Source organism: Desulfococcus sp. (assembly GCF_041737845.1).
Taxonomy (GTDB): domain Bacteria; phylum Desulfobacterota; class Desulfobacteria; order Desulfobacterales; family Desulfococcaceae; genus Desulfococcus.
In genome coordinates this window covers 16,599-37,306 of the sequence record NZ_JBGSQX010000046.1, presented here as the reverse complement: position 1 = coordinate 37,306, position 20,708 = coordinate 16,599, and the positions used below count along the sequence as shown (strand labels likewise).

The following is a 20,708-nucleotide window of genomic DNA, read 5'->3' as shown; positions in this document are numbered from 1 at the left end:
ATCCCCGTTCGAATCGCCTGCTGCGAACATTGTGTGAACGAGTAAACGAAACTGAGTATGTCTTCCCGGGAACTGAACTCAAACTCTTCTTTGAAGCACCGGCTGTTGCATCTGAAGATGCCGGGGGTCAAGAGTTCTGAACTTGCTTATATCATATTTCGGAGATGCATCTCCAAAAAAAAAAATCGAGGCATTCCGTCGGGAATGCCTCGGTGGGGAGGGGATGTGGATGGGGTGGAGGGTTGTCCGGTCAGGATGATGGGAATAGCCGATTCCTGACAAAGGCGCTGACTTCGCCGCCGATGTCCATAAAGGTCGCCACATCCGCCGCCTCGGGGATGTCTCGGCGGTATTGGAATACCGAACAGATTTCCTGGAAGCGGTCCATATCCACCACCCTGCCGTACAGGTCTTCATTCAGGTCGCCCACCTTCCGGAGGGCGTCCATAAGGTCCCTCAGGGTGTGGTTGTCCGGCAGTTGATGATGGTACATCAGGTATCCCATGGCATGCTTTTCGATGGCCATGGCGATCAGGTTGTAGAGGATTTCCGGGGTGAAGACCCTGGGTCGCCGCCGTGATCCGTTCATTGCCGTCTTCAGGTACCGGTCGCCTTCATCGATAAAGATCTGCCATCCCTGCATCGGAATGATGTCCATTATAAAATCTCCCGTTGTCGGTTACGCCGCCGCCGGTCATTCCCTCATCCGGTGGCGGAAAAGTGCCGCTGTGATCAGTCGATCAGGTGCGACGCGGCGACGCCGCCCGCCTCGATGGCGTCGAGGATCTCGTCGATGACATCCTCGCTCTCCACATTGCCGTACCAGTGGCCCTGGGGGTGGACGACCATGACGGGGCCATAGTCGCAGGCCTTCAGGCACCCGGTGGCGGTGATCTGGGCATTCATTCCCCGGTCGAGGATTTCATTTTCAATGTAGGGCAGAAATTCCGCGGAATTCTTTTTGCTGCACGTGCCCTTGGGGTCTCCGCCGGCCCTGAAGCTGGCGCAGACGAAGATGTGATGGCTTGGTTTGTCCATGTTTTTCTCCTTGGGATCTATCGTTGATAATTCAGCCTATAGCCTCTTCTTCATCCGCACCCCATCCCCGTCCCCTGGCATCCGGCGCCGCAGGCGGCCAGGTTCCGTTTGATGAGGTGCTTGAGGCTCTGACCTGTGAATACGGCCTGGACCGCATCCTCGATCAGCCCTTCGATTTCCAGGATGTCGAGCCCGCTTTCGACCAGCGCCAGGCGGGGGGTCTCGCCGATGCCGCTGACGAGCAGGGTGCCGCAGTCGCTCAGGGTGTCGGCCATCGCCGTCCACCGCTGGAAACCGCCGCCCTTGGGGGGCGTTTTGCGGGCCTCGATGAGGGTGACGATGCCGTCCTTTTTGCCGTAAATGAGGAGTTTCGAGGCCTCGCCCAGGTGCTGGTTGACCAGGACCCCTTCCATGCTGGCCACGGCCACGCGGGTCCGGCCCACGGGCTTTTCCCTGGCGGTCGCCGGCGGCGGGAGTGCTTCGCACGCCTTCAGGGTATCCATCAGGGCCCGGCTGGGCGCCTCCCCCAGGAGACCCGCTGCGTCGGCCCGGCACCGGGTGCAGTGGCGCATCTGCTTGACGTATTTCCCGGCCGCGTCCCGGATCCGGTCCACCATCTCCCGGGAGGGCTCCTCAAGCGCCTCGAAGGCCGATCCCCGGTTGGGGTAATAGGGGACGCAGTTGAGGATATCCACCCCCATGCCGGCGACGCTTTCGGCCACCGCCGGGATGTGGTCGTCGTTGATGCCGGGGATGATGATGCTGTTGATCTTGACCGTGATGCCGCGCTCTTTGAGCTTTTGTATGGCCGCCGTCTGATTGGCCAGAAGGATCCCGGCGCCTGCTTCCGCCCGCATCACCCGCCGGTCATGACGAACCCATGCGTAGATCCGGGCGCCGACGGCGGGGTCCACCGCATTGACCGTCACGGTGACGTGGCTCACCCGGAGCGCTGCCAGGGCGTCGACGTGGGGGGCGAGGTTGAGGCCGTTGGTGGCCACGCAGAGGATCATCTCCGGATAGGATTCCCGGACCCGGCTCAGGGTGTCCAGGGTTTCTTCGGAATTGGCAAACGGGTCTCCGGGGCCGGCGATGCCCACGACGGCGATGTTTTTCTTCCGGGCAAGCACCTTTTCCAGATAGATCATGGCCTGGTCCGGCGTCAGAATGCCGCTGGTGACGCCCGGCCGGCTCTCGTTGACGCAGTCGAACTTCCGGTTGCAGAATTTGCACTGCACGTTGCACCGCGGGGCCACCGGCAGATGGACCCGGCCAAAGGACCTGTGGGCGCTCTCGTTGAAACAGGGGTGGTTGTCAAAATTCATATGATGGCCTCCTTGCAGGGTCGTCTCTACATGTACGTGTAACCGACGGCGGATTCATCCTGCTGCCGTTCGATGAGGGTGTTGGTGATCCGGTCGAAAAGCTGGAGCGCGCCGCGGTAGCCCAAATGAAGGATCCGGGCGCCGCCCACGCGGTCGTGCACCGGGAAACCGATCCGGACCAGGGGAACCTTGAGGCGGCGGGCCATGGTGTAACCCTTGCTGTGGCCGATGATGAGGTCGGGCGCGAGGCTTTGGGCCGCCGATTCGATGTCGACGAAATCAGCGTTATCCATCACCTGGATCCCTTTCTCGGCGTAATCCGGAAAAATTCCGGCGATCACCTTTTCGAGTCGGCCGCTTTTTCCGCCCGAGGCGCAGAGCACCGGGAGGATGCCGATCTCGGCGAGAAACGAAACCACCCCGGCCACCAGGTCCTCCTCGCCGTAGACGACGGCCCGCTTCAGGTTGACGATCTTGTGGCCGTCCACCAGGGCGTCGGTGAGCCGGCCCCGTTCCTCGATATATTTCTCGGGCGTTGCCTGTCCGGTCACCGCCGTGAGGGCATCAAAGAACCGGTCGGTCTCCCGGATCCCGATGGGCAGGCCGAGGCGGCGGCAGGGGACGTTGAATTCCTTCTCCAGGAAGGTTCCGGCGGTCTTTTTTTCTTCCGCCAGGATGCGGCCGAATTCGAGGCTCGCCGCGGCCGTACCCGAGCGCCGGATGTCCGCGACCTCGGTGCCGCCTTCGGGAATCCGCTGATATTCGGTCCAGAGGCCGCCGTCCAACGTCTTGGAATAATCGGGCAGGACCGTCGCCGGGATGCCTGCATCCCCCAGGATTTCCTTCAGATGCCGGAGGTCTTCGGGCGACACCATGCCGGGGAAGAGATTGATGCGCGATTTCCCGGCCGCCGGCGGATTCGCCGTCAGGGCGGCGACCGTCTCCAGGACCGCCCCGTGAAAGCCGTCCATGTGGGTTCCCTGGTAACTGGGCGTGGAGACGTGGATGACGGGCGGCAGTTCCTCGCCTGGAAACATGGCCCGGTATTCCCGGAGGAACATGGGGACGTCGTCGCCGATGGTTTCCGACAGGCAGGTGGTGGCCACGCCGATCACGGCGGGAGCGTACTGCCTGCGGATGTTCTCGAGGGCGATCTTGAGGTTGGCGCCGCCGCCGAAGATGGCGGTCTCCTCGGCGAAATTGGAGCAGGCGATGTCCATGGGCTCCTTGAAATGGCTGATGAGATAGCGCCGGATATAGGTGGAGCATCCCTGGGACCCGTGGAGCAGGGGGACCGCGCCCCGGATGCCCTTGAATACCAGGGCCGCGCCCAGGGGGCTGCAGAGTTTGCATGCGTTCTGGGTTGCCGTGAAGTCTTTTGTCGATGATGCCGTCTTGTTCATGTCGATCCTGCCCTTCACCATTGAAATTTCATCGCCGGGCTTTTCCAAAAGCCCTTCAGCCTACCGCCTATCGCCTATCGCCCCTTCCCCGGCACAAACTGCCATACCGGGCTGGTGACGGTAGCGTAAACCTCCCGGGCGAAATTGAGCATGCCCGAATATCCGGCCAGGGGGATCTTCCGTTCGTGGTTGTGGTCGCAGAAGCCGATCCCCATCTTGTAGGCGATGGGCCGCTCCTTGACGCCGCCGATAAAGAGGTCCGCCTGTTTCTCGATGATGTACTTGGACAGTTCCAGTGGGTTGGCGTCGTCGAGGATGACCGTCCCGTCGTCGCACATGTCCCGCAGCATCTCGTAATCGGCCTCGTTTCCGGTCTGGGACCCGGCCAGGACCACGTCCATGCCCAGGTACCGGAGGGCCTTGATGAGGGAGAAGGCCTTGAAGGCGCCGCCCACGTAAATGGCCGCCCGCTTCCCCTGGAGGGTTTTCCGGATCTTCCGGAGCTCCGGCGTGATGCGGTGGATCTCGTCCCGGACGATCCGCCGGGTCCGCGCCAGGATCTCCGGACGGTCCGAAAAATGGGCCGCCACGTCGTACAGGGCCTTGGACTGGTCCTCCAGCCCGAAATAGGAGACCCGGATATAGGGGATGCCGTACTTCTCCTTCATCATCTCCGCCAGGAAGGTCATGGCGCCGGAGCACTGGACCACGTTGAGGGCCGCGCCGTGGGAGCGCCTCACCTCGTCCACCCGGCCGTCGCCGGTCATGGTCGAGACCACCTCGACCCCCATGCGCTGGTAGTAGTCCCTGATGATCCACGCCTCCCCGCCGATGTTGAACTCGCCCAGGATGTTGATGCTGCAGGGGCTGATGCCCGAAATGTCGCCCTGGCCCACCAGGTGGAAGAGGGCGTGGCAGGCGGCCTTGTAGCCGTCCTTCTTGGTCCCCTTGAACCCCTCCGAGTGGACGGGGAGCACCGGGATGCCCGTCTGTCGGGCGACCTTCTTGCAGACCGCCACCACATCGTCGCCGATGATGCCGACGATGCAGGTCGAGTAGACGAAGGCGGCCTTGGGGCGGTGGGTTTCAATGAGGCCCACCAGGGCGTGGAAGAGCTTTTTTTCCCCGCCGAAGATCACGTCCTTCTCCCGGAGGTCCGTGGAAAAGCTGAGGCGGTGAAGCTCCGGCCCGGACGAGAGGGCTCCCCGGATATCCCAGGTGTAGGCGGCACACCCGATGGGGCCGTGGATCAGATGGAGGGCGTCGGCAATGGGGTAAAGCACGACCCGGGAGCCGCAGAAGACGCAGGCCCGCTGGCTGACCGATCCGGCCAGGCTGTGCTTGCCGCAGGTCATGTTGAAAGGTTCCTTGCCTTTCTGATAGATCTGGGATTCCCGCTCCTTAAGAATGGGGATGTCGGTCATGATGTTCGCCGTCTTGTTTTCCATGGGGGTCCATCCGTTTCCTGGGTATTCTTGGGTTGGCGGGCGGCGTGAACGCCGCTTGCCGTTCGGAGTGATTCATTACATCACCAGTTCCGTCGTGATATCGTCGGAATCCCGATCCTTGCGGTCCAGGATGGCGTCCAGGATTTTTTCCAGAAGCCGCATCCCTCCCCGGTAACCTACCGTGGGAAAATAGCTGTGGCCGACGCGGTCGAAAATGGGGAACCCGTAGCGCACGAAGGGGATGTCCTCATCCTTTGCGATATACTTGGCGTAGGTGTTGCCGATGATCAGGTCCACGCTTTCCTGCTTGATCCACTGGTGGAACAGGAACATGTCCCCGGGCACCTGGATCTTGACCTCGCAGGGCACATCCTTCACCGTTTCCCTCAGGGCCTTTTCATATTTTTTCCCGGCGGGGGTCCCGGTGACGATGTAGACCGGGTGCATATCGAGTGCGACCAGAAACTGGGCCAGGGAGAGGAGCTGGTCCGGGTCGCCCACGAGCCCCACCCGCTTCCCGTAAAAATACTGGTGCATGTCGGTGATGATATCGACGAGCCTACCCCGCTCGATCGTCAGGGAATCTGGGACGTTGACGCCGGCGATTCGCCGGAGGGTGTCGACGAAGATGTCGGTGGCATGGAGCCCGATGGGCAGGTTCAAAATTTCACACGGGACCTTGCACTTGACGTCCAGGGCACGGGCTGCGGCGCTGGATGCCAATTGGCCCAGGGCCAGGGTGCCCATGCTGCTGCCGGTCGCCTTGAGCTGGTCCACCGTGACGCCGCCGTCGGGATACATCTTATACCTGCCGGTCATGGGGCCGTTCAGGACGTTTTCGGTATCGGGAAACAGGATGATGCGGATCTTCATTTTGGCGGCGATCCGCTTGATTTCCCCCATGTCCGACGGCTCGACAAAACCGGGAATAATGTTGATGCTCTTCTCCTTATGACGGTCGATAGGGTGGCCGCCCGCTTCGGAGAAATAATCGACCATGCCCTTGACCATGTTGGCAAAGCCGGTGACATGGGACCCCACATAACTGGGGGTGTTGGTGTGGATGACATATTTGTCATCCGGAATCTTTCCGTCGGCCCTGGCCTTGTTGATGATCTGGGGAATGTCGTCGCCGATGGTTTCCGACAGGCAGGTCGTATGCACGGCGATGACATCCGGATTGTATACCGTAAAGATATTGTCGATGGCCTGGAGCAGGTTGGCCTGCCCGCCGAACACCGACGCCCCTTCGGTGAAAGCGCTGGTGGCGGCGATGACCGGCTCCTTGTAGTGCCGGGTCAACGCGCTTCGATGATAGGCATAGCATCCCTGGGAGCCGTGGCTGTGGGGCATGCATCCGTGAATTCCCAGAGCGGCGTACATGGCGCCGATGGGCTGGCATGTTTTGGCCGGGTTGACGGTGAGGGCTTTACGCTCCTTGATTTCAGCGGTCGTATGGTTGAGAAGCATCTTATGCACTCCTTAATGGTTCTTGAGGGTCGAAATTACATCCCGGGATGGGTTACTCCCATGCATAGGTAGCTGAAAGTTCAGGATTTTGCTGCCATGGGGCCTTCAGGTAGCGCCACACCTTGCTGTTCACCATCCGGTCGATATCCTTGTAGAAATTGACGGCCCCGATGAAGCCGGCGTAGGGTCCGCCGTAGTCGTAGCTGTGGAGTTGCTTCATGGGGATGCCGTGCTTCTGGACCGTGTATTTCTCCTTGATGCCGGCACAGAAGATGTCGGGCTTGAAGATCTCCAGCATGGCATCGGTCTCGTGCTGGGTGATATCGTCGATGACCAGGGAGCCTTCTTTCATTTGGGGCATCATGCCCCGGTAATCCGAAAAAGGCATGCCCTCTCCCCGGAGCCGTTCCATCTCTTCGGGGCTCTTGCGCGGATTGTATTTTTCCGGGTCGGGATGGACCTCCAACTCTTCGATGTTCCGGCTGTCCGAATCCACCTTGATGCTCGGCAGGACCTTGCGGCCTTCGTAGTCGTCCCGGTGGGCGAACTCATACCCGGCCGAGAGGGTCTCCATGCCCAGCTCGGCGAAGAGCTCCTGGTAATGGTGGGCCCGCGAGCCGCCCACGAAGAGCATGGCACGCTTCCCTTCGGTCCGGGGGCGGATTCCGGAAAGGGCCTTCTCCACCCGGGGCATCTCTTCGGCGATGACTTTTTCCACCTGGTCGATGAGCTTCTGATCCCCGAAATACTCGGCGATTTTCCGGAGGGACTTGGCGGTGGCCTTGGCGCCGATAAAATTGATCTTGATCCAGGGCAGGCCGTATTTCTTCTCCATCATCTCGGCCACGTAATTGATGGACCGGTGGCACATGATGAGGTTCAGGTCGGCGGTGTGGGCATTGGCGAAACCGTCGATGCTGGAGTTGCCGCTGAAGGTGGAGATCGTGGTGAGGCCGCACCGTTCGAAGATGCGTTCGATTTCAAAAGCGTCTCCCCCGATATTGTACTCGCCCAGCAGGTTCAGCTTGAATTCCCCCTCACGAACGGTATCGTCCAGGCCCACCACGTGTTTGAAGATCTGGTTGTTGGCGATGTGGTGGCCGGCCGACTGGCTCACCCCCTTGTACCCCTCGCAACTGAAGCCGAAGACATTGATGCCCAGCTTCTCCTTCATCTTTTTGCAGACGGAATGGACATCGTCGCCGATCAGGCCGACAGGGCAGGTGGCGAACACGGCGATGGCCTTGGGATGGAAATTGTCGTAAGCCTCCTGGATGGCCTGGGCCAGTTTCTTTTCACCGCCGAAGATGATCTGTTCGTCCTGCATGTCGGTGGAAAAACAGTACGTCATGAAATTGTGCCCATCCGGCGTGGTCGAGGGATCGGTCTGGTTCCGCCGGGTCAGCCAGGAATAGAAGCCGCACCCGATGGGCCCGTGGGTGATATTAACGATATCGCGGGTCGGGCCCAGAACCACGCCCTTGCACCCGGCGTAGCAGCATCCCCGCTGGCTCATGAGGCCGGGAACGGTCCGCACATTGGATTGAATGACGGGGACTTCCTCTCCCGGAGCGATCTCGTTGACGATGATCTGTTTGGCCCGTTTCCGGGCCACCTTGGTCGGGTAGGTGGAGAGGAGCTCCGTTTTGACCTTTTCCGGGTCGAGCCCGTCCAGTTTGAATTTTTCTTCCTTATGTTCAGCAGGTTTTGCCATGGTGCCGTTCTCCTTTGGCGGGGTAGTCCGTATCGGGTTCTTTCAGCATAGGTTTCAAGCTTTCAGGCGTTACGCATCGTCCAAGGCATCATTTCCTCGTTCACCGGTCCGGACGCGGATGGCATCCATGCTGGGCGACACGAAGATCATGCCGTCGCCGGATTTGCCGGTCTGGTTGACTCGGATGATGGTTTTGACGGTTTTGTCGACCAGCTTCTGCGGAACGACGATGATCAAAGCACGCTTGGGAATGAGCCGAGAGCTTTGTCCCAGTTGGGAAATTGCCTCTTCATAGCCCTTTTCCGCGCCTTTTAAGAGGTTCAAGTCAATGAGCCCTTTCCCCCTTCCCAGACAGTCCTTTGCAGTGATCGATACGATACCGGCTTCGGCAAGAGCGGATTTTGTCTTGTTCATCATGTTCATCCGGACAATGGCCATTACTTCCTTCATATCTCCACCTCTTCCGTCGAGCCGTCAGCGTTTTGTTTGATGCCGGAGCTGATGGTGTAGGATTCCTCCACTGGGACGACGAAGATCTTGCCGTCGCCGAAAGCGCCTTTCTCACCGGTTCTCGCAGCCTTGATGATGGTTTTGACGGCGAAATCCTTGTCCTGGTCAGGGACGACGATCAGCAGGAGTTCCTTGGGAATTTCGTCGTAGGTGACCTCCCCGATCTTGATGCCGCGCTGCTTTCCCCGGCCGACGACGGACATTTTGGTGACTCCGGGGAATCCGGCCTCCATCAGGGCGGCCAGGACGTTGTCGACTTTTTCCGGTCTGACGATGGATCTGAGCATGATCATGGGATTTTCTTTCTCCTTGAAGGTTGATTGGGTTGGGTTCGTATCCCGGCTACGCGGCAATGCCGTATTCGATCAGCAGTTTCTCAAGCGCGTTCATTTCAAGGGGCGTCGGGATGACCCTCATGTCGTTGGCGTCGATTTTTCGGGCCAGGGTCCTGTATTCGTCCGCCTGGGGATGAGTCGGTTCGAATTCGATGACGGTTTTCCGGTTGATCTCCGCCCGCTGAACCATATTATCCCGGGGGACGAAATGAAGCATCTGGGTACCCAACTGATCGGCCAGGGCCAGGATCATTTCCTGCTCGTTGTCGACCTTCCGGCTGTTGCAGATCAACCCGCCCAGGCGAACGCCGCCGGCCTCGGCGAATTTCACGATGCCCTTGCAGATGTTGTTGGCGGCGTACATGGCCATCATCTCACCGGAGACGACGATGTAGATCTCCTGGGCCTTGCCCTCCCGGATGGGCATGGCGAACCCGCCGCACACGACGTCGCCCAGGACGTCATAGAACACGTAATCGAGCGCCTCGCTGTCTGCGTAGGCCCCAAGCTGTTCCAGAAGGTTGATGGAGGTGATGATGCCCCGGCCGGCGCACCCCACGCCGGGCTCGGGGCCGCCGGACTCGGTGCACAGGGTTTTGCTGAAGCCCACCTTTCGGACGTCATCCAGTTCCACGTCTTCCCCTTCCTCGCGGAGGGTGTCCAGCACCGTTCTCTGGGCGAGACCGCCCAGAAGGAGCCGCGTGGAGTCCGCCTTGGGATCGCATCCGACGACCATGACCTTGTGCCCCATCTCCGCCAGGCCCGCGACCGTATTCTGGGTGGTGGTCGATTTGCCGATGCCGCCTTTTCCGTAAATCGCTATTTTTCTCATGTCCTGAATCACTCCTTGGAAAACCGTTGAAAAAAAGGCTGTCGTGTCACGCCCCGTTAATGCGTGCGCTGTTGCCGGATTAATTATGCATTCGATGTGCCAATCATATATTATGTCTCAGATATAATATAATATATTGAAAAAGTTGTATAAAAAAGTATTGATAAGAGATGATAAGAAAAAACATAAATGTTATATAATACATAAATGTTATCTACGATCATATAATAAACATTTTTGTATTATATTGGTGATGCGCGGGATGGGTCGCGCTGAAGCGGCTCATGAAGGCGTGCAATGAGGTTCGGGCGTCGAACAGATCAGGGGGCGCTCCGGCGATCGTCTCCGGCATTGCGGCGGTGGATCTCGATGAGGTCGTCCAGGGTCACGGTGCGTCCCTTTTTGCCGGCGCATCGCCTGGCGGTCCGGAGCAGGCGCAGGGCTTCCGGGCGATCGACGGGGAAGCCGGTTTTGGCCAGAAGGTGCTGAACGGCCCGGCTTCCGCTGTGTTTTCCGAAAACGAACTCCAGTTCCGCTCTTCCGACGGCGCCGGCGGGGAAAGGCTGATAGGTCCGGGGATCCTTGATGAGGCCGTCGCAATGGATGCCCGATTCATGCTGGAAGGCTGCTCTGCCGACAACCGGCTGATCCGCGGGGATGGGGCGCCCCGAGGCCCGCGCGACAAATTCGCACAGCGGGGCCAGGCTGGATAACGATATGCTGCAGGCATGCCCGGTGGCGAAGATCAGGGCGGCGCTCACCGCCTCGAGGGCGGCGTTTCCCGCCCGCTCCCCCAGGCCGTTGACCGTTGCGCTGAGTGCCGAGGCGCCGGCCTCTGCGGCCGATACCGCGTTGGCGTTGGCCATGCCGAGATCGTTATGGGCGTGGAATTCAATCGCCATGCCGCTCCCGGGGATATCGAGGTCCCGGATCATGCGGTAAACGGACCCGGGCGTGGCGATGCCCACGGTGTCGGCGATGCGCACCCGTCCGGCGCCGGCCGCGGAGGCCCGGGCGATGAATTCCCTTAGAAAATCCGGGGTAGAGCGCGTGGCGTCCTGAGCGCCCACCGAGACATGGTCAAAATGGTTTCGGGCGGTGCCGACCAGTTCTTTCAGCCGCTTCAGCACCTCTGTTTCGCTGGTGTTCAATGCGTTCATATGGATGGGGGATGCCGGGAAACTGATATGGACGCTTTCCGTGCCGCACCTGCCTGCAAGTTTCAGGTCGCCGGAGAGGGCCCGGCACCAGCAGGTGAGCCGGCAGGGCAGTCCGAGCGCGCGGATCTCCCGGAGGGTCCGCCGCTCCGACAGCCCCATGGCGGGGGTCCCGGCCTCCAGCTCGTCCACGCCGACGGCTGCCAGCATCTCGGCAATGGCCAGCTTTTCCCTGGCGCTGAACGCAACCCCCGGGGCCTGTTCGCCGTCCCGGAGCGTCGAATCGATCAGCCATATCCGTTTATGGGTAAGGGGCATGGGTGCCTTCCTGGGTGGATGAAGCGAAAAATGATGCAGACGGCAAGATTGCCCCAATCATGATGCCAGAAGCGGGCCAAACAGGTTCAGGACCTCCGATGTTCTTTTGAACAACCTGATAATATTATATTATAAAAAAGCCCAGGTATCCTTGGCATCCTTCATGGTGACGGTGTCGGGGCCTTTCGGTTGGAATAAGTGATACAAAACTGTTGATCCGTATATTGAATTTCGCAAAAATGTTGGGTCGTTCACCCCTTGCGCCGGATCTAAAAAGAGTTGCGGGGATCTGTTGCCTGGTCTATATTGAGGCTTATGGTTTTTTAGGTTTCTGAAGGGATAACCCAGGCTGTGGCGGCCTTTGCAATGTATCTCTCTGCCCTTTCCATTCCGATCGTCCGAAACCCGGATGACGAGATCCGGCCCGGCCCATGGACGGGGCGCAGCCGCATCATGGGGGGCGGCCGACGCGGCCGGACGTGATCGCATGGAAACGTGAATCCGTCCCGATGGTTGGGATGAGGACCTGATCTTATTATGGGGCATGTGTATTCATATAACGAGGCCAAAGCATACGAACGGTGGCAGAAAAAACCTGTCAATCAGGCGGATATCCGGATGATGAACCGGCTGATGGCGCGGATGCTCGAACCGCTTCGCGGGGAAAGCGTTCTGGACATCGGATGCGGCACCGGACTGGGGGCGGCGGCCTTTCTGGAGATGGGGCTTCATGTCTCGGGGCTGGATCCCTCCGCGGATATGCTCGACATCGCCGCCAAAAACGTCGGGAACCGGGCCGATCTTCACCGGGGGGTTGCGGAAGACCTGCCGTTTGAAGACAACCATTTCACCTACGCCGCCATCGTCAACACCCTCGAATACGTCGAGGACCCGCAAAAAACCCTGGAAGAAGCCTTTCGGGTGGCCAAGGACCGCGTGTTCATCAGCTTTCTGAACCGCCATTCGCCTTTGGTTTCGGGGATCCGCGCCCAGCGGGTCTTCATCCGGAACATTTACAGCGATGCACGCTTTCTTTCGGTGTGGGAGGTGAAGCGGATGATTCGAGGCCTGTTGGGAGACGTTCCCCTTTCCTGGCGCTCCATCAGCCGGTTTCCCAATCCCATGGGGGTGATCCGCCGGGAAAGGCCCCCGCTGCATCTGATCTGCAAGTTCCCGCTGAGCCCCTTCATCGGAATGAGCGTCTCCCTCGTCCCGCGTTACAAAACACGGCCGCTGCGGCTGAAATGCGGCACGAAGGTTTTTCAAAGCACCCTGACAGGCCTGGCCTGTGCTCAATGGAGGCCCCATGATGGAAGCATTGCTTTATGAAAAGTTGCCGGAAGCAAAGGTCCGGTGCGGGCTGTGTCATCATCGCTGCATCATCAAGCCCGGCAGACGGGGGATCTGCGGCGTCCGGGAAAACCGGGACGGTGTGCTGAACACCCTGGTTTACGGCAGGCTCATCGCCCGCCATATCGACCCCATCGAAAAAAAACCGCTCTTTCACGTCATGCCGGGCAGCCTCTCCTATTCCATCGCCACGGTCGGCTGCAATTTTGCCTGCCGCTTCTGCCAGAATGCCGATATCGCTCAGATGCCCGCGGATCGGGACGGGATGGTTATGGGCGACACGGTTCTGCCAGAGGCGGTGGTCCGGGCTGCGGAAAAAGGCGGGTGCCGGAGCATCGCCTTCACCTACACCGAGCCGACGGTTTTTTTCGAGATGGCCTTTGAAACCGCCAGGATCGCCCGAGAGCGGGGACTCCTTACCATTTTTGTCTCCAACGGCTACATGACGCCGGAGGCGGTGGAGATGATCCGGCCCTATCTCGACGCCGCAAACATCGACCTGAAGGCCTACAGCGATGATTTCTACAAAACCTATTGCGGGGCCCGGCTCGAACCGGTCAGGGAAACCCTGAAGACGATGAAAACAGCAGGGATTTTTGTCGAGGTGACGACCCTCGTCATCCCCGGCCTGAACGACGCCCCGAAGGAACTCAGGGCCCTTGCGGGCTTCATCGCCGACGAACTGGGGCCGGAAACTCCCTGGCATATCAGCCGGTTCCACCCGGTCTACCGGCTCACGGATCGTCCGCCTACGCCGGTCGAGACGCTGACGGCCGCCCGGGACATTGGCCTGGACGCGGGGCTCAAGTACGTCTACCTGGGGAATGTGCCCGGCAGCGGGGGAGAGGACACCGCCTGCCCCGGATGCGGCCGGACCGTCATCCGGCGAATGGGGTTTCAAATTCGGGAAAATCGCACAGAGAAAGGCCGATGCCCGGATTGCGGTGAACCGATCCACGGTATCGGGCTCTCATGATCCCTGCCGCTGCCGGCTGTCCATCAGAAGATCGCCGCGGGCTCAACCGAATCCCGGGCCGCCCGGGGGAACTCATCTCGCGCATCGCCGTATACGGGCGGATGATCAAGTTCAGCCACACGGTGTTCGCCCTGCCGTTCGCCCTGTCCGCGTTGGTGCTGGCCGGGCGGGAGCACGGCGTGACCGCCGCCCAGATCTTCTGGATCCTGGTGGCCATGGTGGGCGCAAGGTCGGCCGCCATGGGGTTCAATCGGATCGCCGATGTCGGGTTCGACGCCCGAAACCCCCGCACGGCCGGCCGGGAAATCCCGTCGGGGCGCCTGTCGACCCGGGCCGCGATGGTCTTTGTCGCGCTGTCGTCGGCGGTTTTCATCCTGGCTGCGGCCATGCTGGGTCGGCTGCCCTTCCTGCTGTCGGCCCCCGTCCTCGGGGTGCTGTTTCTCTATTCCTACGCCAAGCGGTTCACGTGGCTCGCCCATGCCTGCCTGGGATTCGTGATCTCCCTCGCCCCCCTGGCGACCTGGATTGCCGTGACGGGCATCTTCTCCTGGAAGATCCTCTGGCTGTCCCTTGCGCTCATGACCTATATCACCGGGTTCGATATCCTCTACGCCTGTCAGGATGTGGATTTCGACCGGTCCCAGGGGCTGTTTTCCATACCGGCCCATTTCGGCGTGAGGAAGGCGCTTTGGGCGGCCCGGATGATTCATGCCCTGGCCTATGCCTCTTTTCTGATGGTCTATGTGGCGTTTGACATGACCGGCGGGTTTCTGCTGGCAGCGGGCCTGATCGGGCTCATGCTCGTCTTCGAGCACTGGCTGACGGACCCCGAGGATCTGAGCCGCGTCCACATCGCCTTTTTCCATGTCAACAGCGTCATCTCCGTTACGCTCCTGGCGGGCGTGCTGGCGGATGAGATGATCAGGAGGATCGGATGAGACAGGAGCGGAAAAAAACGGTTGTAGTCGCGATCTGCGGGGCTTCGGGGGTCATCTACGGCATCCGGCTCCTGAAGGCCCTGCTGGCCAGGCCCATCGAGGTCTATCTGGTGATTTCCAGCGCCGGGCTTTCGGTGCTCCGCCATGAGGCCGACTACGACGGCGGGCCGTTCAGCGATTTTCTGAAGCAGCAGGAGGTCTCCTTCCACTGGGATGCGAGGCTGTATCACCATGACGTGACCGATCTCTTTGCGCCGCCCGCCAGCGGCTCCTTCCGCCACGACGGCATGGTCGTCGCGCCTTGCTCCATGAAGACGCTGGGGGCCATCGCCTCGGGCATGGCCGAGGGCCTGATCCACCGGGCGGCGGATGTCTGCCTCAAGGAGAGGCGGCCCCTGGTCCTGATGACCCGGGAGACGCCGCTGAACTTGATTCACCTGGAGAACATGCGGCGGACGGTTCTGGCCGGGGCGACCATCATGCCCCCGTGCCCGGGATTCTACACCCGGCCGGAGACCTTGATGGATATCGTCGACGGGACCGTGGCCAGGGCACTGGACCAGATAGGCATCGACAATGATCTGACGAAGCGATGGGGGGACAAGGACCTTGTATAGACATTTGCGGGAGTTTCTGGCGGCGCTGGAAAGGGAAGGGGAGGTGCTGCATGTCGCAGACGAGGTCTCGCCCTGCCTGGATATCAGTAAAATCACGGATCGGGAATCCAAGCGCCCGGGCGGCGGCAAGGCCCTTTTTTTCGAAAAGGTGAAGGGGTCGGCCTTCCCGGTGGCCACCAACATCTTCGGCAGCATGAAGCGCATGTGCATGGCCCTGGGCGTGAAAGATTTAGATGAGCCCGGCCGAAGGATCAAGGAATTCGTCGAATTTCATCCGCCCGGCAACCTCAGGGAGGCCATGAACGTGATTCCCATGGCCATCGAGGTATCCCGGTTTTTTCCGCGGACCTTTCGGGGAAAGACGCCGCCCTGCCAGGAGGTGGTCCTCACGGGAGACCAGGTCGATCTCTCCATCCTGCCCGTCCTCCAGTGCTGGCCCAAGGATGGCGGACCGTTCATCACCCTGCCGTTGGTGGTGACCCGAAGCCTTGAAACGGGCAAACGGAATGTCGGCATGTACCGGATGCAGATCTTCGACAAAAATACCACCGGGATGCACTGGCACATCCACAAGGACGGCTCCCACTACTTCAACGAATATCGGAAAAAAGGGCTGCGCATGCCCGTTGCCGTTGCCGTCGGTGCGGACCCGGCCACCACCTATGCCGCCACGGCGCCCCTGCCCCGGGGCGTGGACGAGATGATGCTGGCCGGGTTCATCCGGAAAAAACCCGTGGTCATGGCCCCGTGCGTGACAATCGACCTGTCGGTCCCGGCCGAAGCCGAATTTATTCTGGAAGGGTATGTCGATCCGGACGAGCTGCGGATCGAAGGACCGTTCGGGGACCATACGGGGTATTATTCCCTGGCGGATCTCTATCCCGTGTTCCACGTGACCGCCATCACCCATCGGCGGGACCCGATCTACAATGCGACCCTGGTGGGAAAGCCCCCCATGGAGGACTGCTATCTGGCCAAGGCGACGGAGCGGATGTTTCTGCCCATGCTCCAGACGGTCTTCCCCGAAATCATGGACTACTGGCTCCCCTGGGAGGGGGTGTTCCACAACATTGTCGTGGTCGCCATCGACAAGGAATACCCGGGCCACGCCCAGAAGGTCATGAGCGGACTGTGGGGCCAGGGGCAGATGAGCTTCTGCAAAGCCATCACCGTGCTGGACCGGGAGGTCGACCTGACGGATCCCGGCCGGATCATCGAGGCGCTTTTGACGCGCCTGGACATCACCACCGACATCACCCTGACCAAGGGGGTTCTGGATGTGCTGGACCATTCCTCCCCTTTTCCCAATTTCGGGAACAAGATCGGCCTGGATCTGACCCGGCGGTTTCCGGGCGAGCCGCCCCGAAACCCTCACGGATTCGCCGGGGGCGCGACGGGCGCGGAAGGCTCATGGGCCGGGGAGGCGTCGGCCCGCGGGGAGGCATCCGAAATCCCCGGAGTCACGGCGATCAGGCGGCTCTTCCCGGAGCGGCCTGACGCCGCGGCCGAAAACCGCGTCCTGGTTCTTGCGGTGGAAAAGGCGGCCGGCCGGGGCGGCCGGGAATTCGCAGCACAGATCCTCGAACGGCCCGAGCTTTCGGGATTCAACATCTTCGTGCTGTTCGACAAGGAGATCGACCTGAACAACGGATCCCTGATGCTCTGGAAGGTCTTCAACAACGTCGATCCGGGGCGGGACATGGTTCTCCGAGACCACCGGATGGTGGTGGACGCCTGTAAAAAAGGCCCCATGGACGGGCATGATCGGGAATGGCCCGACGAACTGACATTTGATGAATAGCTCGATTTCAGTAACGAGCCGACATTTTACATGGAATACAGCATGAAAGACTTTTTCAAGGTCATGGATATGGAGCAGGTGATGGCCCTCCGAGCCCGGTACCGGGCGTTGCCCGATGAGGCGGTTCCGGTGATGGAGACGCTGGACCGGGTCCTGGCCGAGGAGATTGTCTCGGATATCGACCTGCCGGATTTCCGGCGAACGACCATGGACGGCTATGCGGTCCGGGCCGGCGCCACCTTCGGGGCCTCCGAAGGCAGCCCGGCCTTCCTGTCCGTCAAGGGGTCGGTGCGCATGGGGGAGGTGCCCGATTTCGCCGTGGGGGCGGGAGAGGCCGCCCGGATATCCACCGGCGGCATGCTGCCTGAAGGCGCGGACGCCGTGGTGATGATCGAGCACACCGAGTCCCTGGACGAAACCGCCATCGAGGTTTATAAAAGTGTCGCGCCCGGGCAGCACGTGGTGGAGGTGGGGGAGGACTTCAGTCGCGGTGAGATTGTTCTGAACCGGGGACGGCGGATCCGGCCCCAGGAAATGGGGGTGATGTCGGCCCTGGGGCGGGAGATGGTCCAGGTTTACCGGCGGCCCGTGGTGGGCATCATTTCCACCGGCGACGAGGTGATTCCCATCGATCAGGCTCCCCGGCAGGGTCAGATCCGGGATATCAACACCTACTCCTTGGCCGGCTGGGTTCGACGGGCCGGGGCCGTGCCCCTGACCTTCGGCATCATGCCGGATCGGCCGGAGGCGTTGCTTGAGACCTGCGGAAAAGCCCTGGCCGCCTCGGACATGGTGATGATATCGGGCGGCAGTTCCGTCGGCACCCGGGACTACACCATCGAGGTGCTCGATGCCCTTCCCCGGTCGCAGGTGATGGTCCACGGCATCTCCATCAGCCCCGGAAAGCCGACCATCCTGGCCGAGACGGACGGAAAACCCTTCTGGGGGCTGCCGGGGCATGTGGTGTCGGCCATGGTGGTCTTTGCGGTGATTGTCCGTCCGTTCATCGACCGCCTCTCCGGCCTGTCGGAGGATCTTGAAGCGGTGAGGGCCGTCCCCGCCCGGTTGACCCGAAACCTGCCGTCGGCCCAGGGCCGCGTCGATTACGTCCGGGTACGGCTGTCGGCGGAGAACGGACAGCTGCATGCCGAGCCGATTCTAGGGAAATCGGGCCTCATTCACACTATGGTCCGGGCCGACGGCCTTGTCCGCATCGATCGTGATGTCGAGGGCCTGGAAAAAGGGGAGGCGGTTCAGGTGATTCCCCTCTAACGCCGCCGGTTTTTTCTATAGCCTTCCAGATAAAGATTTTGGCCGCGTTATCGCTCGTCAACATATGACCTATACCCCTTCCTCGCTCTGCCTTGCCAAAATCATTATCTATAAGTCTATATTTTTCAGGAATGCAGCGAGACCGCCGGCGGAGAGGCCGGATAATGCGCGCCTTCAGGAGAGCATATGAATCCCAAACGCAACATCTATTTGAAAAAAAAGACCCTGGCGGAAGCACGTCGGGTCCTGTTTGAAACCTTTCCCGGGTTCGGCACCATGGCCGTCGAACATATTTCCCCGGAGGAGGCCGTCGGCCGGGTGACCGCCAAGCCCCTCTTTGCCAGGGTATCCGCTCCCGGGTTTCACGCGGCCGCCATGGATGGCATCGCCGTTCCGGCGGCCGTCACCTTTGGGGCGGGAGAGACCCGGCCCAAGGCGCTCACCATCGGGACGGACGCTTTCTGGGTGAATACCGGGCACGTTCTTCCCAGGGGAACCGATGCCGTGATTATGGTCGAGAACCTGAACCCCGTCGACGAGCATACGGTGGAAATCGAGGCCCCGGCCTTTCCATGGCAGAACATCCGCAAGATGGGGGAGGATATTGTCGCTACGGAGCTTCTTTTTCCGAGGAATCACAGGATCACCCCCTATTGCGTCGGCGCCCTGATCGCCGGCGGCATCTTTTCGGTGCCGGTTCGAAAAAAACCCGTCGTTGTCGTCATTCCCACGGGATCCGAGCTGGTCGACTGGCGGCATGCCGTCCTGGAGGAGATCCGGCCGGGCCAGGTGCTGGAATCCAACTCTTTTGTGCTGAGCAGCCTGGTCAGGGAATGGGGCGCCGAACCCGTCCGTCAGAGTGCCCTGAGCGACGACGTCGAGGTCATCTCCAGGGCGGTGGCCGAAGCCGTCGAGGCGGGCGCAGACCTGGTGCTGACCGTGGGCGGGTCCTCTGCGGGCACCGAGGACTATACGCGGGCGGTGATCGAAACCCAGGGAGAGGTGTTGGTCCACGGGGTGACGATCATGCCGGGCAAGCCGGTGCTCATCGGCAGGATCAAGGCGAGTCCGGTGATCGGCATGCCCGGATACCCGGTTTCCATGATCGTCGCCTTTGAGCAGTTCGTGGGGCCGCTGCTCTGCCGCATGCTGGGTCTTCCGGAGCCCGAGCGGCAGCGGGTGCTGGTGGAGACGACGCGGAAGATTCCTTCCAAGCTCGGTGTCGAGGAGTTTCTGAGGGTCAAACTGGGAAAGGTGGGGGACCGCATTGTGGCCACCTCCCTTCCCCGGGGCGCGGGCAGCATCACGACCATCACCAGTGCCGACGGCATCATCCGCATCCCCAACCATCTGGAGGGCATCAAGGAGCATGAGACGGTTTCGGCCGAGCTGCTGCGGCCCCTGTCGTCCATCGAAAATACCCTGGTGGTTGTGGGGAGCCATGACAACACCCTGGACGTGCTGGCCGACTATCTTCGGGCGGGATATGACGGCGCCATCACCCTTTCCTCCAGCCATGTCGGCAGCATGGGAGGTCTCATGGCCCTCAGGCGCGGGGTGTGCCACCTGGCGGGGTCTCACCTCCTGGATACCGAGGACGGCTCCTACAATGTCTCTTACGTCAACCGTTTTCTGCCGGGGATGGCGGTGCGGATCGTCAACCTCGTTTTTCGGGATCAGGGGCTGATCGTGGGGCGGGGGAATCCGAAGGGCATCCGTGAAATTGAAGACCTGGTCCGGAAGGATATCCGGTTTATCAATCGCCAGGCCGGTTCCGGAACACGCATCCTCCTGGATTACCGCTTGGGGCGGCTGGGCATCGATCCCGGGGCGATCGCCGGATATGAGACCGAGGAGTTCACCCACATGGCCACGGCCGTGGCGGTGTTGAGCGGCGCGGCTGATGTCGGCCTCGGCATTTACGCGGCAGCGAAGGCGCTCAATCTGGATTTTATCCCGGTGGTGACCGAGCGGTATGATTTGATCATTCCTGCGGAATACATGGACTGGGGACCCATGAGGGTTCTGTTGGATACCATGAATACGGCGGCATTCAAGGAGCGGGTCGAGGCCCTGGGCGGCTACAGCACCCGGGATACGGGGAAGGTGATCTTATAGGCTGAAGAATGAAGGGGGTCAGGCTGAAGGGGGATCCTTCAGGGCGCCTCTCATCAAGTTGCTTGATCTGAATCATTCATTCAATC

The 20,708-nt window shown here is 60.8% G+C and carries 18 protein-coding genes; 7 read left to right on the top strand and 11 right to left on the bottom strand.

Going from position 1 to position 20,708, the window contains the following annotated elements; all coding sequences use genetic code 11:
- Positions 1 to 250: 250 nt before the first annotated feature.
- The 11 genes from ACEW8N_RS05450 to ACEW8N_RS05400 form a co-directional block, all read right to left on the bottom strand.
- On the bottom strand, positions 251 to 658 hold the full coding sequence (locus tag ACEW8N_RS05450) for a hypothetical protein (RefSeq protein WP_373498793.1): 408 nt from the start codon (positions 656 to 658) through the stop codon (positions 251 to 253).
- 74 nt (positions 659 to 732) lie between these two features.
- Complete coding sequence (locus ACEW8N_RS05445) at positions 733 to 1,038, bottom strand: ferredoxin (protein WP_373498792.1); 306 nt, start codon at positions 1,036 to 1,038, stop codon at positions 733 to 735.
- A 50-nt stretch (positions 1,039 to 1,088) separates the two neighbouring features.
- Positions 1,089 to 2,363 (bottom strand): radical SAM protein, encoded by a 1,275-nt coding sequence (locus ACEW8N_RS05440; RefSeq protein WP_373498791.1) that lies wholly within the window; start codon positions 2,361 to 2,363, stop codon positions 1,089 to 1,091.
- Positions 2,364 to 2,389: 26 nt separating this feature from the next.
- Complete coding sequence (locus tag ACEW8N_RS05435; RefSeq protein ID WP_373498790.1) at positions 2,390 to 3,787, bottom strand: nitrogenase component 1; 1,398 nt, start codon at positions 3,785 to 3,787, stop codon at positions 2,390 to 2,392.
- Positions 3,788 to 3,840: 53 nt separating this feature from the next.
- Complete coding sequence (gene nifE, locus ACEW8N_RS05430; protein ID WP_373498789.1) at positions 3,841 to 5,214, bottom strand: nitrogenase iron-molybdenum cofactor biosynthesis protein NifE; 1,374 nt, start codon at positions 5,212 to 5,214, stop codon at positions 3,841 to 3,843.
- 75 nt (positions 5,215 to 5,289) lie between these two features.
- Positions 5,290 to 6,684, bottom strand: a complete 1,395-nt coding sequence (gene nifK, locus ACEW8N_RS05425; protein WP_373498788.1) for a nitrogenase molybdenum-iron protein subunit beta — start codon at positions 6,682 to 6,684, stop codon at positions 5,290 to 5,292.
- A 52-nt stretch (positions 6,685 to 6,736) separates the two neighbouring features.
- Complete coding sequence (gene nifD, locus ACEW8N_RS05420; protein WP_373498787.1) at positions 6,737 to 8,398, bottom strand: nitrogenase molybdenum-iron protein alpha chain; 1,662 nt, start codon at positions 8,396 to 8,398, stop codon at positions 6,737 to 6,739.
- Between the two features lie 69 nt (positions 8,399 to 8,467).
- Entirely contained in the window at positions 8,468 to 8,836 is a 369-nt protein-coding gene (locus ACEW8N_RS05415) for a P-II family nitrogen regulator (protein WP_373498786.1), read from the bottom strand.
- A gap of 8 nt (positions 8,837 to 8,844) precedes the next feature.
- The gene (locus ACEW8N_RS05410) at positions 8,845 to 9,201 is read right to left on the bottom strand and encodes a P-II family nitrogen regulator (protein ID WP_373498785.1); all 357 of its coding nucleotides are present in this window, start codon (positions 9,199 to 9,201) and stop codon (positions 8,845 to 8,847) included.
- Between the two features lie 49 nt (positions 9,202 to 9,250).
- Complete coding sequence (gene nifH, locus ACEW8N_RS05405; RefSeq protein WP_373498784.1) at positions 9,251 to 10,075, bottom strand: nitrogenase iron protein; 825 nt, start codon at positions 10,073 to 10,075, stop codon at positions 9,251 to 9,253.
- A 320-nt stretch (positions 10,076 to 10,395) separates the two neighbouring features.
- A complete protein-coding gene (locus ACEW8N_RS05400) occupies positions 10,396 to 11,550 on the bottom strand; it encodes a hypothetical protein (RefSeq protein ID WP_373498783.1) in 1,155 nt (384 codons plus the stop codon).
- Positions 11,551 to 12,168: 618 nt separating this feature from the next.
- On the opposite strand from ACEW8N_RS05400, the gene ACEW8N_RS05395 reads away from it, so the two are divergent.
- The 7 genes from ACEW8N_RS05395 to ACEW8N_RS05365 all read left to right on the top strand — a co-directional run bounded on the left by ACEW8N_RS05395 (position 12,169) and on the right by ACEW8N_RS05365 (position 20,622).
- Entirely contained in the window at positions 12,169 to 12,879 is a 711-nt protein-coding gene (locus tag ACEW8N_RS05395; RefSeq protein WP_373498782.1) for a class I SAM-dependent methyltransferase, read from the top strand.
- Positions 12,860 to 13,876, top strand: coding sequence for an AmmeMemoRadiSam system radical SAM enzyme (gene amrS / locus ACEW8N_RS05390; RefSeq protein WP_373498794.1), 1,017 nt, complete (start codon positions 12,860 to 12,862; stop codon positions 13,874 to 13,876). Before ACEW8N_RS05395 ends, amrS begins: the two co-directional genes overlap by 20 nt.
- Positions 13,873 to 14,814 carry a UbiA-like polyprenyltransferase gene (locus tag ACEW8N_RS05385; protein WP_373498781.1) on the top strand — a complete coding sequence of 314 codons (942 nt, stop codon included), beginning with the start codon at positions 13,873 to 13,875 and terminating at the stop codon, positions 14,812 to 14,814. The genes amrS and ACEW8N_RS05385 overlap by 4 nt, the downstream gene beginning before the upstream one ends.
- A complete protein-coding gene (locus ACEW8N_RS05380; RefSeq protein WP_373498780.1) occupies positions 14,811 to 15,431 on the top strand; it encodes a UbiX family flavin prenyltransferase in 621 nt (206 codons plus the stop codon). The genes ACEW8N_RS05385 and ACEW8N_RS05380 overlap by 4 nt, the downstream gene beginning before the upstream one ends.
- Positions 15,424 to 17,232, top strand: coding sequence for a menaquinone biosynthesis decarboxylase (locus ACEW8N_RS05375; RefSeq protein WP_373498779.1), 1,809 nt, complete (start codon positions 15,424 to 15,426; stop codon positions 17,230 to 17,232). Before ACEW8N_RS05380 ends, ACEW8N_RS05375 begins: the two co-directional genes overlap by 8 nt.
- A 42-nt stretch (positions 17,233 to 17,274) precedes the next feature.
- A complete protein-coding gene (gene glp / locus ACEW8N_RS05370) occupies positions 17,275 to 18,504 on the top strand; it encodes a gephyrin-like molybdotransferase Glp (RefSeq protein ID WP_373498778.1) in 1,230 nt (409 codons plus the stop codon).
- A 186-nt stretch (positions 18,505 to 18,690) separates the two neighbouring features.
- Positions 18,691 to 20,622, top strand: a complete 1,932-nt coding sequence (locus ACEW8N_RS05365; protein WP_373498777.1) for a molybdopterin biosynthesis protein — start codon at positions 18,691 to 18,693, stop codon at positions 20,620 to 20,622.
- Positions 20,623 to 20,708 lie beyond the last annotated feature (86 nt).